This is a genomic window from Streptomyces katrae, assembly GCF_000717655.1.
Classification (GTDB): Bacteria; Actinomycetota; Actinomycetes; order Streptomycetales; family Streptomycetaceae; genus Streptomyces; species Streptomyces katrae_B.
Genome location: NZ_JNZY01000001.1, coordinates 327,459 through 351,136, shown reverse-complemented (window position 1 = coordinate 351,136; position 23,678 = coordinate 327,459). Strand labels below are relative to the sequence as shown.

Sequence of the window (23,678 nt, the reverse complement as noted above, 5' to 3'; positions counted from 1 at the left end):
TAGCCGGACCCACGGACACTCCCGGCCGCCGTCTCACCGGCCGGTCGGCCGACGGCCAGCCGCTGGTTGCCCCGAGGTTGCGGCCGTGTGACTCACTCCACCGTCTGCCGGCCCTCCGGGCGGGCGCTGCACGAGCTGCGGAAGGAGCAGTGGTCGCAGTGCTTGCCGGTGGCGGGCGCGAAGCGCTCGTCCAGGACCCGGCCGGCGGCGGTGGCGAGCAGGTCGCCGACCCATTCGCCGTTCAGCGGCTGCTGCGCCTGGATCCTGGGCACCGCGTCGCCGCCGTCGCGCTGGGCGGCGCCCTGGCGCAACTGCACCAGCTCGGCACCGCCCGCTTCGGGGCGCAGCCCGTCGAAGACCTCGTCGACGGCGCCTTCGCGTACGGCGAGCTGGTACACGGCGAGCTGGGGGTGCCGCGCGACCTCGTCCTTCGTGGGCGCGGCCTTGCCGGTCTTGAAGTCCACGACGTACGCACGCCCCAGGGGGTCCGATTCGACCCTGTCCATGGAGCCCCGGATCCGGACGGTGTGGTCGCCCGCTTCGAGCGTGACGTCGAACGCGTGCTCCGTGGCCACGGCCGCCCTGCCCGCGCGGTCGGTGGTGTGCCAGCGCAGGAAGCGCTCCAGGGCGGCGCGAGCGTTGTCCTTCTCCTGGCGGGATTTCCAGGGGGCGTCGAAGGCGAGGGCGTCCCAGACGGAGTCGAGGCGTTCCATCAAGACGGCGAGGTCGGCGGGGGTGCGGCCGGAGGCGACCTCGTCGGCGAGGACGTGGACGACGTTGCCGAAGCCCTGGGCGGCGGTGGAGGGGGCGTCGGCCTTGACCTCGCGGCCGAGGAACCACTGGAGGGAACAGGTGTTGGCGAGCTGGTCCAGGGCGCTGCCGGAGAGCGTGACGGGCCGGTCCCGGTCGCGCAGCGGGACGCTGCTGCGGGTGGGCTCGTACAGCCCCCACCAGCGCTGCGGGTGCGCTGCGGGGACCAGCGGGCGGTCGTCCTCGTCGGTGAGCGCGGCGAGGCGGGCGAGGCGGCGGGCGGCGGCGTCGCGCAGCGCGGGCGAGGCATCGGGGTCGACGGTGGTGGCGCGCAGCTCGGCGACGAGCGCGGGGACGGCGAGGGGCCGGCGGGGTCGGCCGGTGACGTCCTTGGGGGTGACGCCGAGCTCGGTGAGGAAGCGGGAGGGCTGGTCGCCGTCCTCTGCGGGGGCCTTGACGGCGGTGACGACGAGGCGGTCGCGGGCGCGGGTGGCGGCGACGTAGAAGAGGCGGCGCTCCTCGGCGAGCAGCGCGCCGGGGGTGAGGGGCTCGGCGAGGCCGTCCCGGCCGATGCGGTCGGCTTCGAGGAGGGAGCCGCGGCGGCGCAGGTCGGGCCAGAGCCCTTCCTGTACGCCGGCCACGACGACGAGCCGCCACTCCAGGCCCTTGGAACGGTGGGCGGTCATGAGGCGGACGGCCTCGGAGCGGGTGGCGCGGGTGGTGAGGGTGTCGGCGGCGATGTCCTCGGCCTCGAGCTGTTCGAGGAAGTTGAGGGCGCCGCGGCCGCCGGTGCGCTCCTCGGCGCGGGCGGCGGTGTCGAAGAGCGCGCAGACGGCGTCGAGATCGCGGTCGGCGTTGCGGCCGGCCGCGCCGCCGCGGCGGGCGCCCCGCTCAAGGCGCTGGGGCCAGGGGGTGCCCTCCCAGAGGGTCCACAGGGCCTCCTCGGCGGTGCCGCCGCCCTGGAGGAGCTCGCGGGTCTTGCGCAGCAGCAGGCCGAGGCGCTGCGCTCCGCGGGCGTAGGCGGGGTCGTGGGCGGTGAGCCGTTCGGGCTCGGCAAGGGCGCGGGCGAGCAGGACGTCGGAGGGGGCCGGCACCTTGATGCCGGCGGCCCGCTCCTCGTCGCGCAGGGCCCGCCCGAGCCGCCGCAGATCGGCGGCGTCCATCCCGCCGAGGGGCGAACTCAGCAGCGCGAGCGCCGCCTCGACCCCGACCCACCCTTCGCCCTCGCCCGCGGCGTGCTCGGACCCGGCGCCTTCGCCGCCGGAACGCTCGGCTTCGCCGCCGTCGCCTGCGGAAGGCTCGGGGGCACCGTCGTCGCCGGCGGCAGGCTCGGGGTCCGGTGCGGTGCCGGGGCCGGGCAGGCCGGGGTCGGCCGTGCCCGCGGCGGCGGAGGCCGGGGCCGGGGTGGCGGAGGCCGGGGCCGGGGCGGGGTGGCGGTCGGCCGCGGCCGGGGTGGCGGCCGTGCGGAGGGCCGTGAGGAGGGGGGTGATCGCCGGTTCGTGGCGGAGGGGGGTGTCCGAGCCGTCCGTTTCCGCCGGGACCCCCGCCGAGATCAGGGCGCGGCGCATTGCCGGGAGGGTGCGGCCGCCGGCGCGGACCAGGACGGCCATGTCCTGCCACGGAACGCCGTCCTCCAGGTGCGCGCGGCGCAGGATGTCGGCGATGTTGTCCAGCTCGGCCCCGGCCGTGGGGTACGTGAACACCTCCACCGCGCCGCCCTCCCGGACGGGGGTCAGGGCGCGGTGGGCGCGGACCGCCGCCGAGGGGAGGCGCGGGACCGGCATACGGGTGGTCAGGAGGCGGGTCGCCGCCAGGAGGTTGGCGCCCGAGCGCCGGGCCACCGTCAGGGCGTGCACCGACGCGCCCGGGAAGGAGCCCTCGAAGTCCAGGACGTTGTTGATGTCGGCGCCGCGGAAGGCGTAGATCGACTGGTCCGGGTCGCCGAACGCCACCAGCGTGCCCGCCGGCCCGGCCAGGGCCCGCAGCAGGCGCATCTGGGAGGCGTCCGTGTCCTGGTACTCGTCCACGTAGATCACGTCGTAGGCGCCGGTGAGGGACGGGGTGCGTTCCGCCAGCAGGACCGCCCGGTGGACCAGCTCCGCGTAGTCCAGCGTGCCCTGCAGGTCGAGGACGTCCAGGTACTCGGAGAGGAACGCGGCCGCCGCCTTCCAGTCCGGGCGGCCCAGCCGGGTCGCGAACGCGTCCAGCGCCGTCGGGCCGAGGCCCAGCTCGCGGGCGCGGGCGAGCACCGCGCGGACCTCGTCCGCGAAGCCGCGCGTGGTCAGCGCGGCCCGCAGGTCGTCCGGCCAGCGGATGGACCGGATGTGCCGCTGGCCCTCCAGCAGGGTGCGGACGGTCACGTCCTGCTCCGGACCGGACAGCAGGCGCAGCGGATCCGCGAACAGGTCGGTGTCCTGGTGGGCGCGGACCAGCCCGTAGCAGAAGGAGTGGAACGTGGTGGCCTGCGGAGCCCGCGCCCCGCCGAGCCGCAGGGCGGCCCGGTCGCGCAGCTCCACCGCCGCCTTGCGGCTGAAGGTGAGGATCAGGATCCGGGCGGGGTCCGTCCCGGCTTCGACCCGGGCCGCGGCCGCCTCGACCAGCGTGGTCGTCTTACCGGTGCCCGGTCCGGCCAGGACGAGAAGCGGTCCGTGGGCGTGATCAACCACCGCCTGCTGCGCTGCGTCCAGAACAGGGGGATCCACCCGCTGCGGCCCGGTGCGCACGAGGCGGTACGCGTCAGGGGTCCGCGTACGCCGCCGCTCGGAGCGGTCGGATGGAGAGGTGATCACGTGGGGTGCCGGTCCAGGTCCTGGTGGGTCTGCGGTTACTGCGGTTGCTGCGCTCGCAGCGGGCTCCGCGGCCGCGGCCGCGCTTGCCGAAGAGGCAACGCTACGGCAACCGGCGGGTCCCGCGCAGTTCCCCGGGGCACGGGCAGGGGGGCCGCAGCAACCCTCGCCGGTCCCCCGTACCGTCGCCCGTACGGGCGCTCGACCGCCCGCCCGGGCCGCGCATGGACCAAGCTGTCAGATGTGACCCTCGTCCCGTGCGGCGTGCTCCTCCAGCCCGTCCCAGCGCGCCCGCGGCATGTTCAGCCGGGCCTCGCCGTCGGCGGTCAGCCGCAGCGGGGTGGCCTCCGCGCGGTAGCGCTCCAGGGCCCGGTGCTCGCTGCCGGGCAGCGGTCGCCCGTCCGACCGGACCACCCGCCACCAGGGCACGGCTCCCCCGTACAGGGCCATCACGCGCCCGACTTGGCGCGGCCCGCCCTCGCCGAGCCATTCGGCGACGTCCCCGTACGTCATCACCCGGCCGGGCGGAATCCGCTCGGCCGCCTCCAGCACCCGCTCCGCGTACGCGGGCAGCTCTTCGCTCATTGCGCCCATGGTGCCGTACATCACGGACCGGTTCCCGGAAGGTTTCCTTCCGTACCGGCGCGCACCCTGATGACCCGCCCGCCGGTCGGTCCGTGCCACCATCTTCCGGGCGGTGACTGGTGATACGCGATCAAGAAGAGACGGAAGTGACGACGAAGGAGCAGGGTGTGAGCCCTCCGGACGGCGCGGCTGAGGACGACGGCACGCGCCCGGACCCGCACCCCGGGCCCGGGAAGCTCCCCGACGAGCCACCCGGCCGGACCGCGCCCGGACCCCGGGCCCGGGCCAACGCCGGAACCGGAACCGGAGCCGGAGCCGGAGCCGGATCTGGGGACGAGCCCGGCGCCGACGGGCCGCACGGGCGCGCCTCCGCGTCCGCCGACCACGTCGAGGTCGACGAGCCGCTGCTCGCCGCCCGCGTCCACCGCCCCTCCGACCTCGTACGCCTGCTCGTCGGTGTCCTCGGCATCGCCGTCGTCCTCGCCATCGCCGCCTTCGCCCACCGCACCACCGCCGGCCTCGAAGCCGACATCTCCCAGGGCACCGGTGCCGCACCCGATCTGCTGATCAAGGTCGCCGGGCTGGTGTCCAGCATCGCCGTGCTGCTCGTACCCGTGGCCTTCGCCATCGAGCGGCTGATCAAGCGGGACGGGCTGCGCATCGCCGACGGCGTGCTCGCCGCGGTCCTCGCGCACGGCGTCACCCTGGCCACCGACCTGTGGGTCTCCCAGGCCGCCTCCGACACCATCCAGGAAGCCCTCACCCGTCCCACCAGCTTCGGCGGCCCCCTCACCGACCCGGTGCACGGCTACCTCGCGCCCGTCATCGCGTACATGACCGCCGTCGGCATGACCCGCAGGCCGCGCTGGCGGGTCGCGCTGTGGGTGGTGCTGCTGCTGGACGCCTTCGCGATGCTGGTCAGCGGGTACACCACTCCGTTCTCGATCATCCTGACCGTGCTGATCGGCTGGAGCGTCGCGTACGGGACCCTGTACGCCGTCGGCTCGCCGAACGTCCGCCCCACCGGGCAGACCCTCCTCGCCGGCCTGCGCCGGGTCGGCTTCAAGCCGGTCAGCGCCATGCGCGCGGAGCTCCCGGACGGCGCCGACGCCTCGGAGGTGAGCGACCGGGGCCGCCGGTACCACGTCACTCTGGAGGACGGCCCGCCGCTCGACGTCACCGTCGTCGACCGCGAGCAGCAGGCGCACGGGTTCTTCTACCGGGTCTGGCGCCGGCTCACCCTGCGCGGCATCACGACCCGGCGCAGCCTCCAGTCGCTGCGCCAGGCACTGGAACAGGAGGCGCTCCTCGCGTACGCGGCCATCGCGGCCGGGGCCAACGCGCCGAAGCTGATCGCCACCTCCGAACTGGGCCCGGACGCCGTCATGCTCGTGTACGAGCACCTGGACGGCCGGCCCCTCGACGCGCTCGCCGACGAGGAGATCACCGACGACCTGACCCGCAGCACGTGGAAGCAGGTACGGGCGCTCCAGTCGCGGCGGATCGCGCACCGGCGGCTCACCGGCGACGCGCTCGTGGTGGATCGTTCCGGCAATGTCGTCCTCACCGACCTGCGCGGCGGCGAGATCGCGGCCGGCGACCTGGTGCTCCGGATGGACATCGCGCAGCTGCTGACCACGCTCGGCCTGCGGATCGGCGCGGAGCGCGCGGTGGCCTCGGCGGTGTCGGTGCTCGGCCCGGACGCGGTGGCGGACTGCCTGCCGCTGCTCCAGCCGATCGCACTGAGCCGCTCCACCCGGGCGACGCTGCGCAGGCTGGCCCGCGAGCGGGCCGACCGGCAGCGGGAGGCCGTACTGGAGTCCTCGCGGGCGGCGAAGTCGGCGCGCGAGGCGGCTGCGGAGGAGGCGAAGCCGGACCGGAAGGCGGGCAAGGCGGGGAAGCCCGGGGCCAAGTCGGCGGCGGTCACGGCCGCGGAGAAGAAGGCCGAGAAGAAGGCGCTGGACGACGCGCTCGACGGGGCCCGCGAGGAGGACCTGCTGAGCCAGATCCGCCAGCAGGTGCTGCTGATCCGCCCGCAGGCGCCGGTGGAGCCGGCCCGCCTGGAGCGGATCCGGCCGCGCACGCTGGTGTCGTTCATCGCGGGCGCGTTCGGTGCGTACTTCCTGCTCACGCAGCTGGCGCACGTGGACTTCGCGACGATCGTCGGCGAGGCGGAGTGGGGCTGGGTGGGGGCCGCGCTGGCCTTCTCGGCGCTGACGTACTTCGCGGCGGCGATGAGCCTGCTGGGCTTCGTGCCGGAGCGGGTCTCGTTCCTGCGGACGGTGGTCGCGCAGGTGGCGGGGTCCTTCGTGAAGCTGGTGGCGCCGGCGGCGGTCGGCGGTGTCGCGCTGAACACGCGGTTCCTGCAGCGGGCGGGGATCCGGCCGGGTCTGGCGGTGGCGAGCGTGGGAGCCTCGCAGCTGTTCGGGCTGGCGAGCCACATCCTGCTGCTGCTGGCCTTCGGATACCTGACGGGCACCGAGAAGACCCCGGAGATGACCCCGTCCCGGACGGTCATCGCGGGTCTGCTCACGGTGGCGGTGCTGGTGCTGGTGGTGACGGCGGTCCCGTTCCTGCGGAAGTTCGTGGCGACGCGGGTACGGGCGCTGTTCGCGGGTGTCGTGCCGCGCATGCTGGACGTGCTCCAGCGGCCGCAGAAGCTCATGACGGGCATCGGCGGCATGCTGCTGCTGACCGGCTGCTTCGTGATGTGCCTGGACGCGTCGATCCGGGCGTTCGGAGGCGGCCAGGCCCTCAGCTACGCGAGCATCGCGGTGGTCTTCCTGGCGGGCAACGCCCTGGGCTCGGCGGCGCCGACGCCGGGCGGTATCGGCGCGGTGGAGACGACCCTGACGCTGGGCCTGATCGCCGCCGGGCTGGACAAGGAGGTCGCCATCTCGGCGGTGCTGCTGTTCCGCCTGATGACGTTCTGGCTGCCGGTGCTGCCGGGCTGGATCTCGTTCAACTACCTGACCCGCAAGGAAGCCATCTAGCTCCGCTGGGGTCGGGGGTGCCGGGCCGCGGCAGCAGGGCTGCGGCTGCGGCGCCGTCGCACAGCCCCGGCTGCGCCGGGCTCCGCCCCGGCGCCCGCGCCTCAAACGCCGGCGGGGCCGGACCATCCCGGCGTCCGAGCGACGGGTCCGGGCAGGGCCCGGTGAACGGAAGAAGGCCGGCCGCACGGGCGGGGCGCCAGCCAGGGCGACAGGCAGGCGGCCCCCCGGACGACGTGGGCCACCACGCCCGGCTCACCGGCAGCCGCGACTGCGACGACCGGCACCGGTGCGTCGCCCAGTCCGGCACCAACGGCCACCTCGACGTCCGCTTCACGTACGAGCCGGGCCGCACCACCCTGATCGACTCCCTGGGCCACCGGACCCAGTTCCTGGTCAACGACCTCGCGCAGATCACCGCGGAGATCGGCCCCACGGGCGCGACCACCCACTTCACCCACGACGCGTACAACCGCCTGCTCTCCCGCACGGACCCGCTCGGCCACACCACCGGCCGGTCTGGTCACGACGTACGCGTGCGACGTCTTCGACGCCCTCTCGAGTGCGGTGTCCCCGGACGCAACGGTCACCTGGCTGCGCGACGAGGCAGCCCGGCTGCTCGCGGAGACGGTCGACGGCCGCACCCTCACGTACGGGTACGACGCCCTGGGCCGCCGCACGAGCCGCATCACCCCCACGGGGTCGGAGTCCTCGTGGACGTACGACGCGGTGGGCAGGCGCTCGACGCTGACCACGGCGGGTCGCACGTTGAGCTTCGACCGGGACGCAGCGGGGCAGGAACTGACCCGCACGCTGAACCCGTCGCTCTCCCTCACCCACGAGTACGACGACATGGGCCGCCGGGCCGCGCAGTCGGTCGTCGGCCAGGACGGACGGACCCTCCAGCGCCGCGGCTACAGCTACCGGGCCGACGGCTACCTCACCGGCATCGACGACTCCCTCACCGGCCCCCGCACGTTCACCCTCGACTCCGCCGCCCGCGTCACGGCGGTGGAGGCGACGTCCTGGTCGGAACGGTACGCATACGACGAGGCCGGAAACCAGACGCACGCTTCCTGGCCGACCCGCCACCCGGGCGCGGAGGCCCAGGGCGAGCGCACGTACACGGGCACCCGCATCACCCGCGCGGGCTCGATCCGCTACGAACACGACGCGCTGGGCCGCGTGGTGCTCCGGCAGAAGACCCGCCTGTCCCGCAAGCCGGACACGTGGCGCTACGAATGGAACGCGGAAGACCGGCTCACGGCGGTCACCACCCCGGACGGCACGCGGTGGCGGTACACGTACGACCCCCTGGGCCGCCGCACGGCCAAACAGCGCCTCTCGGATACGGGCACGGTCGTCGAGGAAACGCTCTTCACCTGGGACGGCACGACCCTCTGCGAGCAGACCGCCGGCGGTGTCACCCTCACCTGGACCCACCAAGGCCTGCACCCCCTCACCCAAACGGAACGCCTCGACGAGGCGGAGGTGGACGACCGCTTCTTCGCGATCGTCACCGATCTGATCGGCACCCCGACCCAGCTCCTCGCCGAAGACGGCACGACGGCGTGGCGCACCCGCAGCACCCTGTGGGGCACCACAACCTGGAACCGCGACGCGACGGCGTACACCCCGCTCCGCTTCCCGGGCCAGTACTACGACCCGGAGTCCGGTCTCCACCACAACTACTTCCGCACGTACGACCCCGAAACGGCCCGCTACCTCTCCCCGGACCCCCTGGGCCTCACCCCGGCCCCGAATCCGGCCACGTACGTCCACAACCCCCACACCTGGTCGGACGCCCACGGTCTTGCACCAGATGGGTGCCCTGAGCGCGACCCCTTTGACTTCAGAGAGCCGAACCCCGCCCACCCGCCGAAACAGAATTTGATCGACGCCATGCGAGCAGCCCCCAGGGGCGAATACGTCGATTGCACCGAAATATCTGAATTCATCATGAGGCAGGCAGGGGGCGAAGGAAAGGTCGTCCACTACATCACCCCCTCCGGGACACTCAGGACACCTGAGGCCGAAGCCAACGGAATCAGAAATGTCGAATATGAATTCCACCAGGTATACACCGACGGTCGATACGTCTACGACCCGACCCTGAGTCTGGATCCAGTACCCCGAGGAGACTACGAGCGGGCTCTGCGCTCGCAGAACCCCGAGCGAGTCATACGATTGGAAGGCCCGGCCGACCTGAACGCGCTGCGGCAGCTACGTAGGAACACGCAGTGGAGGTGACCATGGAGGAACCACTGTCGCGCTTCCAGCGTGCCAGGGCGGCCCTTGAGCGATTCGCACCTGTGGTCTGGCTCAAGTCCACCAGCGAATTCAATCACGCCACCGGGCTCGTCCAGGCACCTACGCTCGGTTGGCGTTTCAGCGAGCCACACCCAGAGCTGAAGGGAATGTTCGCTTCTATCGTGCGAGATGCACCGCGAAACATCGCCTGGTTCTTCGACGAAAGGAAGAACTCGTTGATTATGCCGACGAGGCTGGTCAACGAGTCCGGTCCGGACGGAGCGGGCATCAACGATCTCGCAACGGCCATCAGCCAGCACGACCAGGAGTTCTGTGTCGCCGCGTCCGAGGACATCGAACTCATCATTCAGGCGATCGCCGTGCAGCCCGCACCGCCGACCGCGGCGCGGCTGTACGTGACCCAGCTCGCGAAGAGCTCCGCCGAGGAGCTGCTGTGCGTGGCGGAAAGCCTCACCGGTGAGGCACAGGTCGGCATGGTGTTCCGAGCCGTCGGTGTGCCCGGCGTCGAGGTTCTGCTGACAGCGCTCCGCTGGTACCCGCCCCGGCCGGAAACCAGGAGGCGCGGCCCGCTGGCCAAAGTCGCCCTCGTCGGCAGCGGAGCAGGTCGGATCGGCCTCAAGGAACTGCTCGTCAGCGTTCCCGGCCGCTGAAGCCGCCAGGTCGTCTCTGACCACGGCGACCCGAATGGGTCAGCGCGGGGGCGAGGGGTGCGGGGGGCACGCAGGATGGGGGCATGGGTCGAAACGTGGTGCGGGGTGCCGTTGCCGTTGTGGCTGCCCTTGGGCTGGCCGGGGTCAGTGGCTGTTCCGACAGCGGTTCCGGCAAGCCCGAGGCCGGCGGGACGCCCGGGGCCGCCCCGCTGAAGTGGGGGGAGTGCGAGGCGCCCACCGTCGCCCAAGGCGGGGGCCAGGCGCCGCCCAAGGACTGGGAGTGCGCCACGCTCCAGGTGCCCCTCGACTACGCCAAGCCCGAGGGCGAGACCATTCCGCTCGCGCTGATCCGGGCCAAGGCGCGGGACAAGGGCAAGCGGCTCGGCTCGCTCGTGTTCAACTTCGGCGGACCCGGGGGGTCCGGGATCAGTACGCTGCCGGGCGCCGCCAAGGAGTACGAGGCACTCCGCTCGCGGTACGACCTCGTGAGCTTCGACCCGCGCGGCGTCGGCCGCAGCGCCCCCGTCCGGTGCGAGGACGACAAGCAGCTCGACGCCTACTACGCCCAGGACTCGAGTCCCGAGACACCGGCCGAGGAGAAGGCCTTCGTCGGCAACATCGACAAGTACCAGCAGGCCTGCAAGGACAACTCCGGCCGCCTGCTGCCGTACGTCGGCACCGAGAACGCCGCCCGCGACCTCGACCGGATCCGCCAGGCCCTCGGCGACGACAAGCTGAACTACTTCGGGATCTCCTACGGGACCGAGCTCGGCGGGGTCTACGCCCACCTCTTCCCGAAGAACGTCGGCCGGGCCGTCTTCGACGCCGTCGTCGATCCGACCAAGACCTCCGAAGAGGGGGCACTGGGTCAGGCCAAGGGGTTCCAGCTGGCCCTCGGCAACTTCGCGCAGGACTGCGTGAACCGCGGCGACGAGTGCCGGCTCCAGGGCAGCACCGCCAAGGAGATCGAGGACAACATCATCAAGCTGCAGAAGAGCCTGGCCGACAAGCCCATCCCCGGCATCGGCACGCGGATGCTCACCGACTCCGCCGCGACCAACGGCATCGCGCAGGCCCTGTACTCCCAGGAACTGTGGCCGCTGCTGGAGCAGGGGCTGGACGAGGCCGACGGCGGGCAGGGGCAGCTGCTGATGGCACTGTCCGACGCGCTCAACGGCCGTGACCAGCAGGGGCACTACAGCAACATCGGCGCCGCCAACACGGCGATCAACTGCGCCGACTTCAGGGACCGGTTCACGCTCGAGCAGACGAAGGCGAAGCTGCCCGCCTTCCGCGCCGCCTCCCCCGTCTTCGGGGACTTCCTCGGCTGGGCCCTGATGAGCTGCACCGACTGGCCGGTCCCGGGCGCCTGGGAGACCCCGGACGTCTCGGCCCCCGGCGCCGCGCCCGTCCTGGTGATCGGCAACACCGGCGACCCGGCCACCCCGTACGAGGGCGCCCGCAAGATGGTGGAGCGGCTCGGCCCCGGCGTCGGTGTGGAGCTCACGTACAAGGGCGAGGGGCACGGGGCGTACAACAGCGGCGACAAGTGCGTGCAGCAGGCGGTGAACTCCTACCTGCTGGACGGGAAGGTCCCCGCCGCCGACACGGTCTGCACCGCTTCGCCGAACCCCTCCGGGACTCCCGTCGCACCGGAGCCCCGGTCACAGGGCGCCTGACGCACCGGGGGGCCGTTCCGCGGCTGCGCGGAACGGCCCCTCCGGGACGTGACTAGTAGACCGGCTTCTCGGGCTCGATCTGGTGGACCCAGCCGATCACGCCGCCGCCGACGTGGACCGCGTCCGCGAAGCCCGCCGACTTCAGGACCGCGAGGACTTCCGCACTGCGGACACCCGTCTTGCAGTGCAAGACGATGCGCTTGTCCTGCGGGAGGTCCTGGAGGGCGGTGCCCATCAGGAACTCGCCCTTGGGGATCAGCTTCGCGCCGGGGATCGACACGATCTCGTACTCGTTGATCTCGCGGACGTCGATGATCTCGATCGGCTCGTCGTTGTCGATCCACTCCTTGAGCTGCTTCGGAGTGATCGTGGAGCCGAGCGCCGCCTCCTGCGCCTCCTCCGACACGACGCCGCAGAAGGCCTCGTAGTCGATGAGCTCGGTGACCGTCGCGTTCGGGCCGCACACCGCGCAGTCGGGGTCCTTGCGGACCTTGACCTGGCGGTACTGCATCTCCAGGGCGTCGTAGATCATCAGGCGGCCGACCAGCGGCTCGCCGACGCCGGTGAGGACCTTGATGGCCTCCGTCACCTGGATGGACCCGATGGAGGCGCAGAGCACGCCCAGCACGCCGCCCTCGGCGCAGCTCGGGACCATGCCCGGCGGCGGGGGCTCCGGGTACAGGCAGCGGTAGCACGGCCCGTGCTCGGACCAGAAGACCGAGGCCTGGCCGTCGAAGCGGTAGATCGAGCCCCACACGTACGGCTTGTTCAGCAGTACGCACGCGTCGTTGACGAGGTAGCGCGTGGCGAAGTTGTCCGTGCCGTCGACGATGAGGTCGTACTGGCTGAAGATCTCCATCACGTTCTCGGCCTCGAGCCGCTCTTCGTGAAGGACCACGTTCACGTACGGGTTGATGCCCAGCACGCTGTCACGGGCGGACTCGGCCTTGGAGCGGCCGATGTCCGACTGGCTGTGGATGATCTGGCGCTGCAGGTTCGACTCGTCGACCTCGTCGAACTCCACGATGCCCAGCGTGCCCACACCGGCCGCGGCCAGGTACATGAGGGCGGGGGAGCCGAGTCCGCCCGCACCCACGGCCAGCACCTTGGCGTTCTTCAGGCGCTTCTGGCCGTCCATCCCGACGTCGGGGATGATCAGGTGACGCGAGTACCGGCGGACCTCGTCAACGGTGAGCTCAGCAGCTGGCTCGACCAGGGGTGGCAGCGACACGGGGACTCCAGGGTCATCCCCGCGGGCGCGGGGAGCATTTGTAGGTTGTTCTGTCGCGTAACACTGCCACGCCCCTTTTCATTCCGAGACACCCGTCCCGATCCGCGAGACGATTTCGTCCCAGTACGCGGGCATCGAGGCCCACGGATCGCGCCCGGCGGCGCCTCCCCGGTCCGTGAACCAGACCGTGCCGGCGCCCTGCCAGCGGGCGATCCGGACGGCCTCCTCCAGGTGCGTCCGCGGCACCCCGTGGACCAGGTGGCAGAAGCGCTCGGGCGGGTACTCGGCGGTCCACTCCGCCACCTGCGACCAGCGGTAGTCCGCCCAGGCCCCGGAGAAGGTGACCAGCTGGTCGGCCGCCTCCGCATAGCCCTGGTGCGGGTGCGTGCCGTGTCCCAGCACGATACGGAGGCCGTCGCCGAGCCCGCGCAGGGTGTCGGCGACCCGGCGCACCTCGGCCAGTTCGGCCTCGTCCGCCGGGGCGTCGGCCAGGTAGAAGCCGCCCACCCGGTACCAGTCGAGGAAGCGGTGGGCGTCGGAGACGAGCTCGCCGAACGACCGCGTCCCGTCTCGCATCGCGAGATGACCGAGCACGGTGCCGCCGGCCTCCCGGAGCTTGGCGGCAGCCTCCGTGCAGTGCGGGTCGGGCCGGCCGCCCGGCCCGTCCGTGACATTGAGCACCGTCCAGTGCAGCGGGGTCCCGGGCCGGGTCAGCTCGGCCCATTCGACCGGGGCGAGCAGCGGGTGGGCGTAGCCGGGGGCGCCGAGGCCGAGGCGGCCCGCCCCGGTCGCGGCGGCCGCCGTGGCTGCCGTCGTCAGATGCGGCACGCCGCCTCCATCCAGATGTCCGCGAGGGACTCCTCCAGGTTGATCCGGGGCCGCCAGCCGAGCCGGTCCCGGGCCGTGCGCACGTCGGCCTGCTGCCAGGCGCCGCAGCCGTCGGGGTACGGGTACGCCGGCGCCGCGCCGCCGGCGGCGAGCTGTTCGGCCGTCGCCTCGGAGCGCGGGGCGCCGATGGCGGCGAGCCCGGGCGAGCGGCCCTGGGGCCCGAGCCCGTGGCCGACGCCGTGCCCGGCGCCGTGACCGGGTCCGTGGCCGTGTCCCTGCCCGTGCTGCGGTACGTCGAGCTCGTGCAGGGCGCCTCCGTACCCGGCGACCCGGGCCAGTACCGCCGCCGCGTCGCGCAACCGGACCGCGCGCCCGGTGCCGATGTTGACGACGCCCTGGGCGGCGGAGAGCGAGGCGGCGTGCACGGCCCGCGCCACGTCCCGTACGTCCACGAAGTCGCGCTGGACCCCGAGCCCGCTGAGCTTGAGCTCGCCGTCCCCGTTCTGCATCGCGCGCCGCATGGCCTCGGCGAGCCGGCCGAGCGGGGATCCGGCGGGTGTGCCGGGTCCGACGGGCGAGAAGATCCGCAGGACGACCGCGTCCAGCCCCGAGCCGAGCACCAGCTCGGTGGCGGCGAGCTTGCTCACGCCGTACGGTCCGCCCGGTCTCGGCACGGCGTCCTCGGCCGTGGACGATCCGGGCTGGCTGGGACCGTACTCGGCAGCGCAGCCGAGCTGGACGAGGCGGGCCCCGCAGCCGCTGCGGCGCAGGGATTCACAGATGGTGGCCACGGCGACGGTGTTGTGCCGGGTCAGCTCCCGGGCCCCGCCGCGGGTGGCGCCGGCGCAGTTGATGACGACGCCCGGATGGACGGCGTCGAGGAACCGGGTGAGGGCGCCGGGGCTGCCGGTGGCGAGGTCGAAGCGGACGTCCGCGTCGTCGCCGCGGCCGAGGGCGGTGAGCTGGACGGCGGGGTCGGCGAGCAGCCGGTCGGCGACGTAGCGACCGAGGTATCCGTTGGCTCCGATCAGCAGCACCCTCATCGCGCGGTCCCTCGGTTGGTTGGCTGGCCGGTCATCCTGTGTCTCCTTGGTCGATGGGCAGGGGGGTCGGGGGTAGGGGTGGGTACGGCTCCGGAAAGCGGCGGCGGTAAGGGGACGCTCCGGCTCAGGACCGGGCGTGCGCGGACGCGCGGGACAGCACGAGGACGGCGTGTACGAGGAGCCCCGCGGCGGCGGCGGTCACCGCCGGCGGGGTCGGGACCAGGGCGAGGGCCAGGGCTGCGGCGACGGGCCCGCGCGGGGCGCCGTGCACGAGCAGCAGCCGGGTCAGGAAGAGCAGTACGGCGAGCGGTACGGCCACGCCCGGCGGGGTCCCGGCGAGCGCGGCCGCCCCCGCGGCGGTCGCGGCGAAGGCCAGGGCGGTCGCGACCAGCAGCGGCCGGGCCCGGTCGGCGAAGTCCTCCAGGGCGCGGCTGGCGGCGAGCCGGCTCCGGGCGCGGGCGGCGTACGCGGCGCCGACCAGGTGGCCGGGGGCCGCGGCCAGTGCGAGTCCGACTCCGAGGGGCGTCCCGTGGCGGTGCACCGCCCAGCCGACGACGGCCGCGGCGAGCAGCAGCGCGGCGTACGGGAACCGCCCCGCGGCGGCCCGCCCCGTCCGCCGGGGCCACACCAGGGCGGCGACGGTGGCGAGTACGGCGACGGGCCCGGCGTACGGAACCCCGGCGGCAGCCGCCCCGAGCGCGAGGGCCCCGGGGAGCAGGGCGTACCCGAAGCCGCGTAACGCCCGGGCGTCGGACGGGCGGACGGCACGGGGCGCGGCCGGCTCGTCCCCGCGCGGGGTGCGGGCGTAGAGCTCCTCGGCCAGCGAGAACACGTCCCGGTGCCGGAAGCGCGCGGCGGTGCGGTCGGTGATGCCCTGCACCTCCAGCCCGGCGGCGATCTCCAGCGGGTCCACGGCCCGCTCGCAGAGCGCCCGGTGCCGGTGCAGCAGTGTCTTGACGGGATCCCCGCCGGCCCTGCGGCGGGGGGCCGGGGCGACGGGGGCGGCTTCGTCCAGGGTCATACCGTCGCCTCCGTGGTCGTGGTGGTGGCCGGGGTCCGGGCCTGAGCCGGGCCGGCGCCGCCCGGAGCCTCGCCCGCGCCCGGACCCGCGCCCGGCGCGCCGGCCGGGGCCGCCGGTGCCCGGTCCGCAGCCGCGGCCGCAGCGGCCCAGGTGGGGCTCGTCCAGTGGCCCGGGACCCGGGCCTCGGGGGGCTGCTCGAAGGGGATCCCGCCGTCGGGCCGTGCCGGTCCGCGGGCCAGCAGCCGCAGGTAGATCTCCTTGAAGGCGGCCACGTTCTGCTCGACGGTGAACAGCTCCAGGGCCCGGGCCCGGGCGGCCGCGCCGAGCCGTTGGGCCCGCTCGGGGTCCCTCAGCAGCGACAGGCAGGCGTCGGCCAGCGCCCGCGGATTGCGCGGCGGGACGACGAGGCCGGTGCCGCCGATGACCTCGCACACGCCGCCGACGTCGGTGGACACGGTGGCCCGGCCGCAGAGCATCGCTTCGGCGAGGTTGATCGGGAAGCCCTCGATCACCGAGGACAGCACGACCACCCGCCCGCAGCCGTAGGCGTCGGCCGGCGAGGGGGCCTCGGGCCCGCCGATCTCCTCGAAGGTGACGGGGTTCTCCCCGGCCGTGACGGCGTCGGCGGCCTCGTCGGGGAAGAGCTGCGCGGCGAGCGAGCGGCAGTCGGCGAGGTAGCCGGGGACCACGGCGGTCGCGAAGATCCGCAGCCGGGTGTCCGGGGCGGCCCTGCGCACTTCGGCGAAGGCGTGCAGCAGCGCGATCAGGTCCTTGGCGGGCTCCATCCGGCCGACCCAGACCAGGGTGTCCGGGTCCCCGCAGTCCGGGTCCTCGCCGACGGCGGCGAATCGGTCCGCCTCCATCCCCGGGTACACCGTCTGCAGCCGGTCCCGTGTGGCGCCGCAGCGCTCCTGCCAGCGCCGGGCGTGCGCGTTGCCGGGGGTCAGGAGGTCGGCCCGGGCGTAGATCTCGGCCGCCAGCCGCATGTGGAAGGCCGCGAGCAGGGCCCGGACGGCGGGCCGGGGGGCGCCTCGGCCCGCTCCCGTGCCCCCGGGGCCTCCCTGCCCGGGGGAAGCGTCCGCCGAGTGCTCCAGGTAGTGGGCCCGCAGCTGGACCCCGTACTCGGTGACCAGCAGCGGGACCCCGAAGAAGCGTTTGGCCAGCAGGCCGGGGAGCGCGGCCACCCCGCCCGCGGCCGCGTGGCAGACGTCGACCTCGCGCAGGTCCTCGTACCAGTCGAGGGACAACGGCCGCAGCAGCCGCTCCAGTTCGTCGACGAAGTCCAGCAGGTCGGCCACCTGGGCGCGCTGGACGGAGCGCAGCGCGCCGGGGGCCCGGCAGGCCGACTCCACCGTCCGGACCGCGGTCTCGGAGCGCAGGGCCGCGTACAACCCGCCCTGTTCCCGGGCGAGTTCGGCGAGCCCGTACAGGCCGGCGGCGAAGCGCTCGGGCTCGCCCGCGCAGATCCCGCGGACCAGGTCCTTGAAGCACTCGGCGAAACGCCGGCGCTCACGCCGGGAGTACGTGCGGCCGTCGTCCGCCGGGGCCCAGAGCGGGGCGGTCCAGACGCGGGTGACGTGCTCGGGGAGGACGACCCGGCCGCGCTCCTCCTGCTCGGCGCTGCGGCTCAGTGCGTAGAGCTCGAACTCGTGCTGCGGCAGCCCGCGGACCAGCCGGTCGCACCACAGCCTCGCCTCTCCCGTCGCATACGGATAACCACCTTCCGTGAGCAGTCCGATCCGCACGAGTGGCACCCCCGATCTCCCGTCCAGGCGGTCGCCGTCTGTCCGGTGACCCGCCGCGGGAAACTCAAGCGGATATGCCGATGACGCGACGGACGGTTGTCCGTCGCGCCACCGGAAGGGGTGAAGAGTCGTAACTTTCGCCTGCGGCCCGCGTTCGAGCGCGCTACAAAGGGCCTGCGGCCCTCGTACCTCTCGCGCCCCTCACGGCTCTCCCGCTCGGCGCGGAGCGGACGGGCCGGGCCCGACACGGCGGCAGCTCGCCGCCCCCGGTGGTCAATTGCCGGGGAACACCCAGGGGTTGGGCTTGCACTGGATGCCGCCGATGTCCAGCGACTTGGTCTGCTGCTGCATGATCGGCGCGAGCGAGCCCGGAGTCTGACAGTTCACGTGCCCGTGCCCGAGCCGGTGTCCGACCTCGTGGTTGATGAGCATCTGCCGGTACGCGAACATCTGGTCCGCGCCGTACGTCGGCGAGCCCTGCGCCCAGCGGAACGCGTTGATCATGACCCGCTCGGTGGAAGCGGAGTCACAGCTGACGTTGTCGACGGTGGTGTCCAGACCGGACTTCTCGCACCACACGCCGGTGGTGCCGGGGCTGGCCAGCGTGATGACGAAGTCGGCCTCGCCGCCGGGCACCCGCTCGAAGGTCTTCGTCCCGCCGTGGCCCCAGCTGCGGTCGTCGTTGAGGGTGCGGTGGACGGCCTCGGCGAACAGCTGCGCGTCCAGGCCGAGCCCCTGCTCGACGTCGACCCGGTAGCGGATCTTCTTGCCCTTGCCGGGCGCCGGAGCCACACCGGGGACGGTGTCGAAGGTCCCGGGTCCCTTCAGCTTCTCGTCGATGGGCAGCTGCTGGGCCATCTTCTGCTCGTACGAGAGCTCCACGGCGGGTGCGGCCGACGCGGCGGGTGCGGCCGGGGTCGCCCTGCCGTCGGAGCGGGAGGCCGGGGACCGGCCGGGCTCGGCGCGCTTCGGGTTGTCGCCGGCGGCCCGGGCGGTGGGCGAGGAGCCGCTGTCGCCGTCGGTGGCCATCTGCACGGCGACGACGACGGCGAGCACGGTGGTGACGGCCGCGGCGGCCATTCCGGTGTACGCACGCACCTTTCGCCCGCGACCGGTCCCGGTCTGCTCCTCGCCGGGTTCGGCGGGGGCGGCGGGCGCGGCCGGAGCCAGGGGCTCTGCAGGCGCCACCGGCGGCGCCGCAGCAGCCGCGGTCATCGGCGCACGGGGTCCCGGCACCAGGCCGTGCGTGCCGGTGGAGGTGAAGGGGTCGGCCGGGGGCTGCGGGAGGGTCACCTGCGGGAAGCCGACCGCGGGGGTGCCGAAGGCCGGCGTGTCGCTGTCCATGACGGCGGCGGCCGAACGGCGCGCCCGCGGTACGCCGTGCCAGTCCCCGTAGACCGCGTCGGGCCCCACGCCCCAGGCGCCGCCGGGCTCGCGCTGCTCGGGGTGGCCGCCGCGCGGTTCCTCGTACGGGAACTGCTCCTCGTGCGGGAGGGCCTCCTGGTGTCCCGGGGCCTCCTGGTGCCCCTGGTGTGGCGGGTACCCGTACCCCTGGTACGGAGTGTGCTCCTGGTGCGGAAGGCGCTCCTCGTACGGAGGGTGCTGCTCCCTATACGGCGGGTACTCGGTGTACGGCGGCTGCTCCCCGTACGCCACGTGCTCCCCGGACGGGAAATCCGCTGCGGGTTCCGCCACCGGTGCCGGGCGGACAGGGGCGGGGGCCGGAGCGGGCCCCTTGCGACTATGTCGTCCCACGGTCCTCAGCCTCTGCCGTCTTCGGTTTCGGTATCCCGGTCGGTGTCGTGCAGCAGCTCCCGGAAGGCGTTCGCCACGACCTCTGGGTATTCCATCATCGCCACGTGGCCGGCCTCGGGCAGGGTCAGCAGCCGTGAACCCCGGAAGGACGCCGCCGCCTTCTGCGCCATACGGTACGAGACCAGCTGGTCCCGGCCACCGTAGACCAGCAGGGTCGGCGCGAGTACCCGCTGTGCCTGGCGCCACAGCCCGTGCTGCCCGCCGAGGGTGTAGGCGTCGACGATGCCGCGCGAGGACCGGGTCATCGCGTCCCAGAAGTACGGCAGGGCCATCCGCCGCTCCATCTCCGCGACGGCGTGCCCGAAGCCCTCCGGCGTCACCCGTGAGGGGTCCCCGTAACAGAGGACGGTCACCCCCCGGGTGCGTTCCTCGGCCGTCAGCCCGCGGGTCAGCCGGCCGAACAGGGAAGCCATCCCGGGAACGGCGAGCAGCGCGGTCGGCACGGCCGACCTCTGCACCCGCAGCTCGGGCAGCGCGGGCGAGACCAGCGTGAGCGTGCGCACCAGGTCGGGGCGGACGGCCGCGACCCGGGTGGAGACGGCGCCGCCGAGGGAGTTGCCGAAGAGGTGCACGGGGCCCCGGCCGGCGGCGTCGAGGTGCCGGATGACCGCGCGGGCCAGCGCCGTGACCGAGTAGTCCCGGTCGGCGGGCGGCGGGGACCAGCCGAAACCGGGCAGGTCGAGGGCCTCGCCGTCGACGGTGTCCGCCAACTGCAGCATGAGGTCCGACCAGTTCGTCGACGAACCGCCGAGTCCGTGTACGAACAGCGCGGGGGGCAGATCCGTGCGCCGCGGGGGCCGCGACCGGACGGCGAGCTCCAGTCCGGGCAGCACGGCGGTGCGCAGCTGCTCCCCCTCGGCGACGTGGACGGCTCCCACCTGGGGGGACGGCTCGGATGTGGATCGCACACCCGGCAGCTCGGTCGAAGACATGCGGCCAATGTTACGAGACGATCACGTCCGGACTCTTGTGTTCGGCGTCACAGATGCATGGGATCCGCGTAGCGGGGTATTCGCGATCCTCCTAGGCTCGTACATAGGGCAGGCCCACGAGGGGTGAGGGAAGAAGGGGAGCCACATGACCGTCGACCCCGCAGAGCCGGAAACCTTCCAGGAACGATTCCGGGAAACCCTCGATGCCGAGGCGCCCGAGGCCGATGCGGCGGAGCAGCTGGCCGAGTTGCAGCCCGATGACGACGACCGGGTCACCGGGGTGGACCGCGACGAGGCTGCGGACGGGGACGCCGTCGAGCAGGCGCGGGTGGTGACCCTGGACGAGGACGACTACCGCTGACTCCCCCGGGGCCCGGCGGCCCCGGAGGCGGCCCCAGCTCGAAGCTACCGCGCGGTACCCGTGCCGAGCACCGCTGACCAGCGCCTCCGGGCGGTCCGAACAGCGAGAAAACTCGGCTTCGACCCTACAGATTCGGTTACCGAAAAGTACGATGGCGGCGCGGCGCAGAGCGCACTGTGTTCTTAGAGAAAGTGGGAGGCGGCGTGACAGCCATCGAGCAGACGGAGGCAGCGCGGCCCCGGGGCACGCGACTGCCGCGCCGAGCCCGACGCAACCAGCTCCTGGGCGCGGCCCAGGAGGTCTTCGTCGCGCAGGGCTACCACGCGGCGGCGATGGACGACATCGCCGAGCGTGCCGGAGTCAGCAAGCCGGTGCTGTACCAGCACTTCCCGGGCAAGCTCGACCTCTACCTGGCGCTGCTGGACCAGCACTGCGAGGCCCTGCTGCTCGCCGTGCGCACGGCGCTCGCGTCGACGACGGACAACAAGCTGCGCGTGGCCGCGACCATGGACGCCTATTTCGCGTACGTGGAGGACGAGGGCGGCGCGTTCCGGCTGGTCTTCGAGTCCGACCTGACCAACGAGCCGGCGGTGCGCGAGCGCGTCGACCGTGTCTCGCTGCAGTGCGCCGAGGCCATCTCCGACGTGATCGCCGAGGACACCGGCCTGTCCAAGGACGAGTCGATGCTGCTCGCCGTGGGCCTGGGCGGGGTCTCGCAGGTCGTGGCCCGTTACTGGCTCTCCAGCGAGAGCCCGGTCGCCCGCGACACGGCGGTGGGTCTGCTGACCTCCCTGGCCTGGCGCGGCATCGCCGGCTTCCCGCTGCACGGCACGGAGGGCGGGCAGGCGGCGCAGGCCTGACCTCGTCCCGTCGGGCCGGCCCGCCCCGTCGGCCCGACGCGGTCTGACGTGGCCGCTGTTCGCTGCGAGCGTGTCCGGACCGCCGCATTCGCGTCCCCTCTCCGGGCTAATGTGGACCGGTACGGCGCGGCTGATCGCGCACAACCGACCATCGGAGGGACAAAGCCGTGGAGGTCAAGATCGGCGTGCAGCACGCACCCCGGGAGATCGTGCTGGAGAGCGACTTGAGCGCCGAGGAGCTGGAGCGCATCGTCACCGCCGCGCTGACCGGTTCGGAGCCGCTGCTGAGCCTCACCGACAACAAGGGCCGCAAGGTCCTGGTGCCGTCCGACCGCCTGTCGTACGTCGACCTGGGCGAGCCGAGCGTGCGCAAGGTCGGTTTCGGCGCGCTCTGACGCAGCGCGACCGGCGTCCGAGAACTGGGTGGAACGGCCCGGTGGTTGATCCCACCGGGCCGTTTCCCTTTCTTCCGCTTCGGGTAGGACCGCAGTGAACCGGTTTGCCCCTGACCTGCGGGAGGCCCACATGCTGCTGATGGAAGCGCTCGGCTCTGCCCTCCTGGGCCTCGCCCTGGCCGGAGTGGCCGTGCGGGTGCTGGCACAGCGGCTGCCGTCCCCGAGAGTGGTGCTGGTCAGCGGGATGCTGGGAGCGCTGTTCGGGGCCTATCTCACGCAGTTCGCGCTCGGCCCGGGGCACAACACGCTGACCGCGACCCTCATCGGCTCGGTGCTGGTGTCCGCGGTGGTGCTGTCGCTGCTGCTGCGTCCCGGCGGAGGGCCCCGGCGCTCATCCCACCGGGCTCCGTTTTCGCTCCCGTCGCAGGGCTGACCGGTCCCCGGACTCCTCTGGCCCCTCGGACTCCTCGGACTCGGACTCCTCTCAGTGACCACGTACGTCGGCCCCGTCGCGGGATTCCGCGCCGGGGCCGACGTACGGGCACGTGGGGACGAGCAGGTAAACGATCAGGCGGCGAGGCCCAGTGCGGCCATCCGCTTCGTGTGCGCCTTGGTGATCCGGGTGAACATCTCGCCGACGGCCGCCAGGTCGAAGCCGGCCGCCATCCCGTCCACGCCGCCGACCAGCATCGTGGAGAGCGCGTCGCGCTCGGCGACCACGCGCTGCGCCTGCGAGAGCGCCTCGCCCATCAGCCGGCGGGCCCACAGTGCGAGCCGGCCGCCGCAACGCGGGTCGGCCTCGATGGCGGCGCGCACCTTCTCGACGGCGAAGCCGCCGTGGCCGGTGTCGTCCAGCACGCTCACGACCAGGGCGCGGGTGTCGGTGTCCAGGTGGCTGGCGACCTCGCGGTAGAAGTCGCTGGCGATCGAGTCGCCGACGTAGGCCTTGACCAGGCCCTCCAGCCAGTCCGACGGTGCGGTCTGACGGTGGAAGTCGTCGACGCCCTTGGCGAAGGGCTCCATGGCGGCGGTGGGCTCGGCGTCGATAGCCGCCAGCCGGTCGCGCAGCCGCTCGAAGTGGTGGAACTCCGCGGAGGCCATCTTCGCGAGCTCGGCCTTGTCGTCGAGGGTGGGTGCGAGCTTCGCGTCCTCCGCGAGGCGCTCGAAGGCCGCGAGTTCTCCGTACGCGAGTGCGCCCAGCAGGTCCACGACGGCGGCCCGGTACTGCGGCGAGGCGGAGGCGGTCGCCCAGTCCTGGGCAGCGATCCCGGTCGCCTGGGCGGCGGCGCCGTCGTCGGAGGGCGATGCGTTTTCAACGGTCGACATGCTCCGCACAATAGCCCGCCGGAACGCCCTGCAAGGCACCGCATGCGGTCACCAGCGGTCCGCCCAAACGCGGCTACCAGGTGAATTCACCCGACACAGCTGCGCGATTCCGGGGTACAGTGGTAATGCGCCTGCCGGATACTCGGCGGGCCATCCGAATGAGGATGCCCGGTCGGTGGCCCGATCGGCTCCACCCGACCGCCCTCGGCGTGATGCGTACGTCCATGCGTACCGCCTCTCCACGAGGGGCCCCCTCAGCGGCACAAGCGCTTGAGCGAAGGCTAGTGGTCCCGCGCAGCTTCGTATGTACGTTGCAGTACTGCAAGCCAGGCACGGTACGACCCCCCTCGCCGCCTCGCGCCGCGTCTCACAGAAGAGGCAGCACCCTGACTACGTTCCGAGACCTCGGG

Annotated in this window: 17 protein-coding genes and 1 pseudogene; 8 read left to right on the top strand and 10 right to left on the bottom strand. The window is 73.2% G+C overall.

Going from position 1 to position 23,678, the window contains the following annotated elements; translation table 11 throughout:
• Positions 1-92: 92 nt before the first annotated feature.
• Together IF09_RS0101675 and IF09_RS0101670 are read right to left on the bottom strand one after the other, a co-directional pair.
• The gene (locus IF09_RS0101675) at positions 93-3,536 is read right to left on the bottom strand and encodes an ATP-dependent DNA helicase (RefSeq protein ID WP_030291210.1); all 3,444 of its coding nucleotides are present in this window, start codon (positions 3,534-3,536) and stop codon (positions 93-95) included.
• 237 nt (positions 3,537-3,773) lie between these two features.
• Entirely contained in the window at positions 3,774-4,121 is a 348-nt protein-coding gene (locus IF09_RS0101670; protein WP_051832013.1) for an MGMT family protein, read from the bottom strand.
• 119 nt (positions 4,122-4,240) lie between these two features.
• Here IF09_RS0101670 and IF09_RS0101665 point away from each other — a divergent pair, with 119 nt between their 5' ends.
• From IF09_RS0101665 to IF09_RS0101650, 4 genes and pseudogenes are all read left to right on the top strand, one after another.
• Positions 4,241-7,114, top strand: coding sequence for a lysylphosphatidylglycerol synthase transmembrane domain-containing protein (locus IF09_RS0101665; protein ID WP_051831993.1), 2,874 nt, complete (start codon positions 4,241-4,243; stop codon positions 7,112-7,114).
• A 293-nt stretch (positions 7,115-7,407) separates the two neighbouring features.
• Positions 7,408-9,361: pseudogene (locus IF09_RS0101660) on the top strand (RHS repeat-associated core domain-containing protein); the annotation flags it as partial.
• Between the two features lie 2 nt (positions 9,362-9,363).
• Positions 9,364-10,032, top strand: a complete 669-nt coding sequence (locus tag IF09_RS45425) for a hypothetical protein (protein ID WP_158709894.1) — start codon at positions 9,364-9,366, stop codon at positions 10,030-10,032.
• Between the two features lie 83 nt (positions 10,033-10,115).
• Positions 10,116-11,711: an alpha/beta hydrolase gene (locus IF09_RS0101650; protein WP_051831992.1), complete on the top strand. Its 1,596-nt coding sequence runs from the start codon at positions 10,116-10,118 to the stop codon at positions 11,709-11,711.
• Positions 11,712-11,763: 52 nt separating this feature from the next.
• Here the strand turns inward: IF09_RS0101650 and moeZ are convergent, their stop codons facing one another.
• The 7 genes from moeZ to IF09_RS0101615 all read right to left on the bottom strand — a co-directional run bounded on the left by moeZ (position 11,764) and on the right by IF09_RS0101615 (position 20,326).
• Positions 11,764-12,942: an adenylyltransferase/sulfurtransferase MoeZ gene (gene moeZ, locus IF09_RS0101645; RefSeq protein WP_030291201.1), complete on the bottom strand. Its 1,179-nt coding sequence runs from the start codon at positions 12,940-12,942 to the stop codon at positions 11,764-11,766.
• Between the two features lie 78 nt (positions 12,943-13,020).
• The gene (locus IF09_RS0101640) at positions 13,021-13,770 is read right to left on the bottom strand and encodes a spherulation-specific family 4 protein (RefSeq protein WP_030291199.1); all 750 of its coding nucleotides are present in this window, start codon (positions 13,768-13,770) and stop codon (positions 13,021-13,023) included.
• Entirely contained in the window at positions 13,758-14,813 is a 1,056-nt protein-coding gene (locus IF09_RS0101635) for an NAD-dependent epimerase/dehydratase family protein (RefSeq protein WP_030291197.1), read from the bottom strand. Before IF09_RS0101635 ends, IF09_RS0101640 begins: the two co-directional genes overlap by 13 nt.
• Positions 14,814-14,937: 124 nt before the next feature.
• Entirely contained in the window at positions 14,938-15,834 is an 897-nt protein-coding gene (locus tag IF09_RS0101630) for a hypothetical protein (RefSeq protein WP_051831991.1), read from the bottom strand.
• Positions 15,831-17,579, bottom strand: coding sequence for a DUF3492 domain-containing protein (locus tag IF09_RS0101625; RefSeq protein WP_078612992.1), 1,749 nt, complete (start codon positions 17,577-17,579; stop codon positions 15,831-15,833). Before IF09_RS0101625 ends, IF09_RS0101630 begins: the two co-directional genes overlap by 4 nt.
• 273 nt (positions 17,580-17,852) lie before the next feature.
• The gene (locus tag IF09_RS0101620) at positions 17,853-18,992 is read right to left on the bottom strand and encodes a DUF3152 domain-containing protein (RefSeq protein ID WP_078613008.1); all 1,140 of its coding nucleotides are present in this window, start codon (positions 18,990-18,992) and stop codon (positions 17,853-17,855) included.
• A 347-nt stretch (positions 18,993-19,339) separates the two neighbouring features.
• Positions 19,340-20,326, bottom strand: coding sequence for an alpha/beta fold hydrolase (locus tag IF09_RS0101615; protein WP_030291182.1), 987 nt, complete (start codon positions 20,324-20,326; stop codon positions 19,340-19,342).
• A 145-nt stretch (positions 20,327-20,471) separates the two neighbouring features.
• Between IF09_RS0101615 and IF09_RS0101610 the strand changes: the two genes are divergently transcribed.
• The 4 genes from IF09_RS0101610 (at position 20,472) to IF09_RS0101595 (ending at position 22,375) form a co-directional block, all read left to right on the top strand.
• The gene (locus IF09_RS0101610) at positions 20,472-20,687 is read left to right on the top strand and encodes a hypothetical protein (protein ID WP_030291180.1); all 216 of its coding nucleotides are present in this window, start codon (positions 20,472-20,474) and stop codon (positions 20,685-20,687) included.
• A gap of 203 nt (positions 20,688-20,890) precedes the next feature.
• Positions 20,891-21,547 (top strand): TetR/AcrR family transcriptional regulator, encoded by a 657-nt coding sequence (locus IF09_RS0101605; RefSeq protein ID WP_030291179.1) that lies wholly within the window; start codon positions 20,891-20,893, stop codon positions 21,545-21,547.
• A gap of 167 nt (positions 21,548-21,714) precedes the next feature.
• A complete protein-coding gene (locus IF09_RS0101600; RefSeq protein ID WP_030291177.1) occupies positions 21,715-21,942 on the top strand; it encodes a DUF3107 domain-containing protein in 228 nt (75 codons plus the stop codon).
• Positions 21,943-22,072: 130 nt separating this feature from the next.
• Positions 22,073-22,375 carry a hypothetical protein gene (locus IF09_RS0101595; protein ID WP_030291175.1) on the top strand — a complete coding sequence of 101 codons (303 nt, stop codon included), beginning with the start codon at positions 22,073-22,075 and terminating at the stop codon, positions 22,373-22,375.
• Positions 22,376-22,509: 134 nt separating this feature from the next.
• On the opposite strand, the gene IF09_RS0101590 is transcribed toward IF09_RS0101595, so the two are convergent.
• The gene (locus IF09_RS0101590; RefSeq protein WP_030291173.1) at positions 22,510-23,268 is read right to left on the bottom strand and encodes a ferritin-like fold-containing protein; all 759 of its coding nucleotides are present in this window, start codon (positions 23,266-23,268) and stop codon (positions 22,510-22,512) included.
• Positions 23,269-23,678 lie beyond the last annotated feature (410 nt).

Excerpts from the sequence above, each read along its gene's own strand:
- IF09_RS0101595 (WP_030291175.1), top strand. The coding sequence starts at position 22,073 with ATGCTGCTGATGGAAGCGCTCGGCTCTGCCCTCCTGGGCCTCGCCCTG.
- IF09_RS0101615 (WP_030291182.1), bottom strand. The coding sequence starts at position 20,326 with ATGTCTTCGACCGAGCTGCCGGGTGTGCGATCCACATCCGAGCCGTCC.
- IF09_RS0101630 (WP_051831991.1), bottom strand. The coding sequence starts at position 15,834 with ATGACCCTGGACGAAGCCGCCCCCGTCGCCCCGGCCCCCCGCCGCAGG.
- IF09_RS0101610 (WP_030291180.1), top strand. The coding sequence starts at position 20,472 with ATGACCGTCGACCCCGCAGAGCCGGAAACCTTCCAGGAACGATTCCGG.
- IF09_RS0101635 (WP_030291197.1), bottom strand. The coding sequence starts at position 14,813 with ATGAGGGTGCTGCTGATCGGAGCCAACGGATACCTCGGTCGCTACGTC.
- IF09_RS0101650 (WP_051831992.1), top strand. The coding sequence starts at position 10,116 with ATGGGTCGAAACGTGGTGCGGGGTGCCGTTGCCGTTGTGGCTGCCCTT.
- IF09_RS0101590 (WP_030291173.1), bottom strand. The coding sequence starts at position 23,268 with ATGTCGACCGTTGAAAACGCATCGCCCTCCGACGACGGCGCCGCCGCC.
- IF09_RS0101670 (WP_051832013.1), bottom strand. The coding sequence starts at position 4,121 with ATGAGCGAAGAGCTGCCCGCGTACGCGGAGCGGGTGCTGGAGGCGGCC.
- IF09_RS45425 (WP_158709894.1), top strand. The coding sequence starts at position 9,364 with ATGGAGGAACCACTGTCGCGCTTCCAGCGTGCCAGGGCGGCCCTTGAG.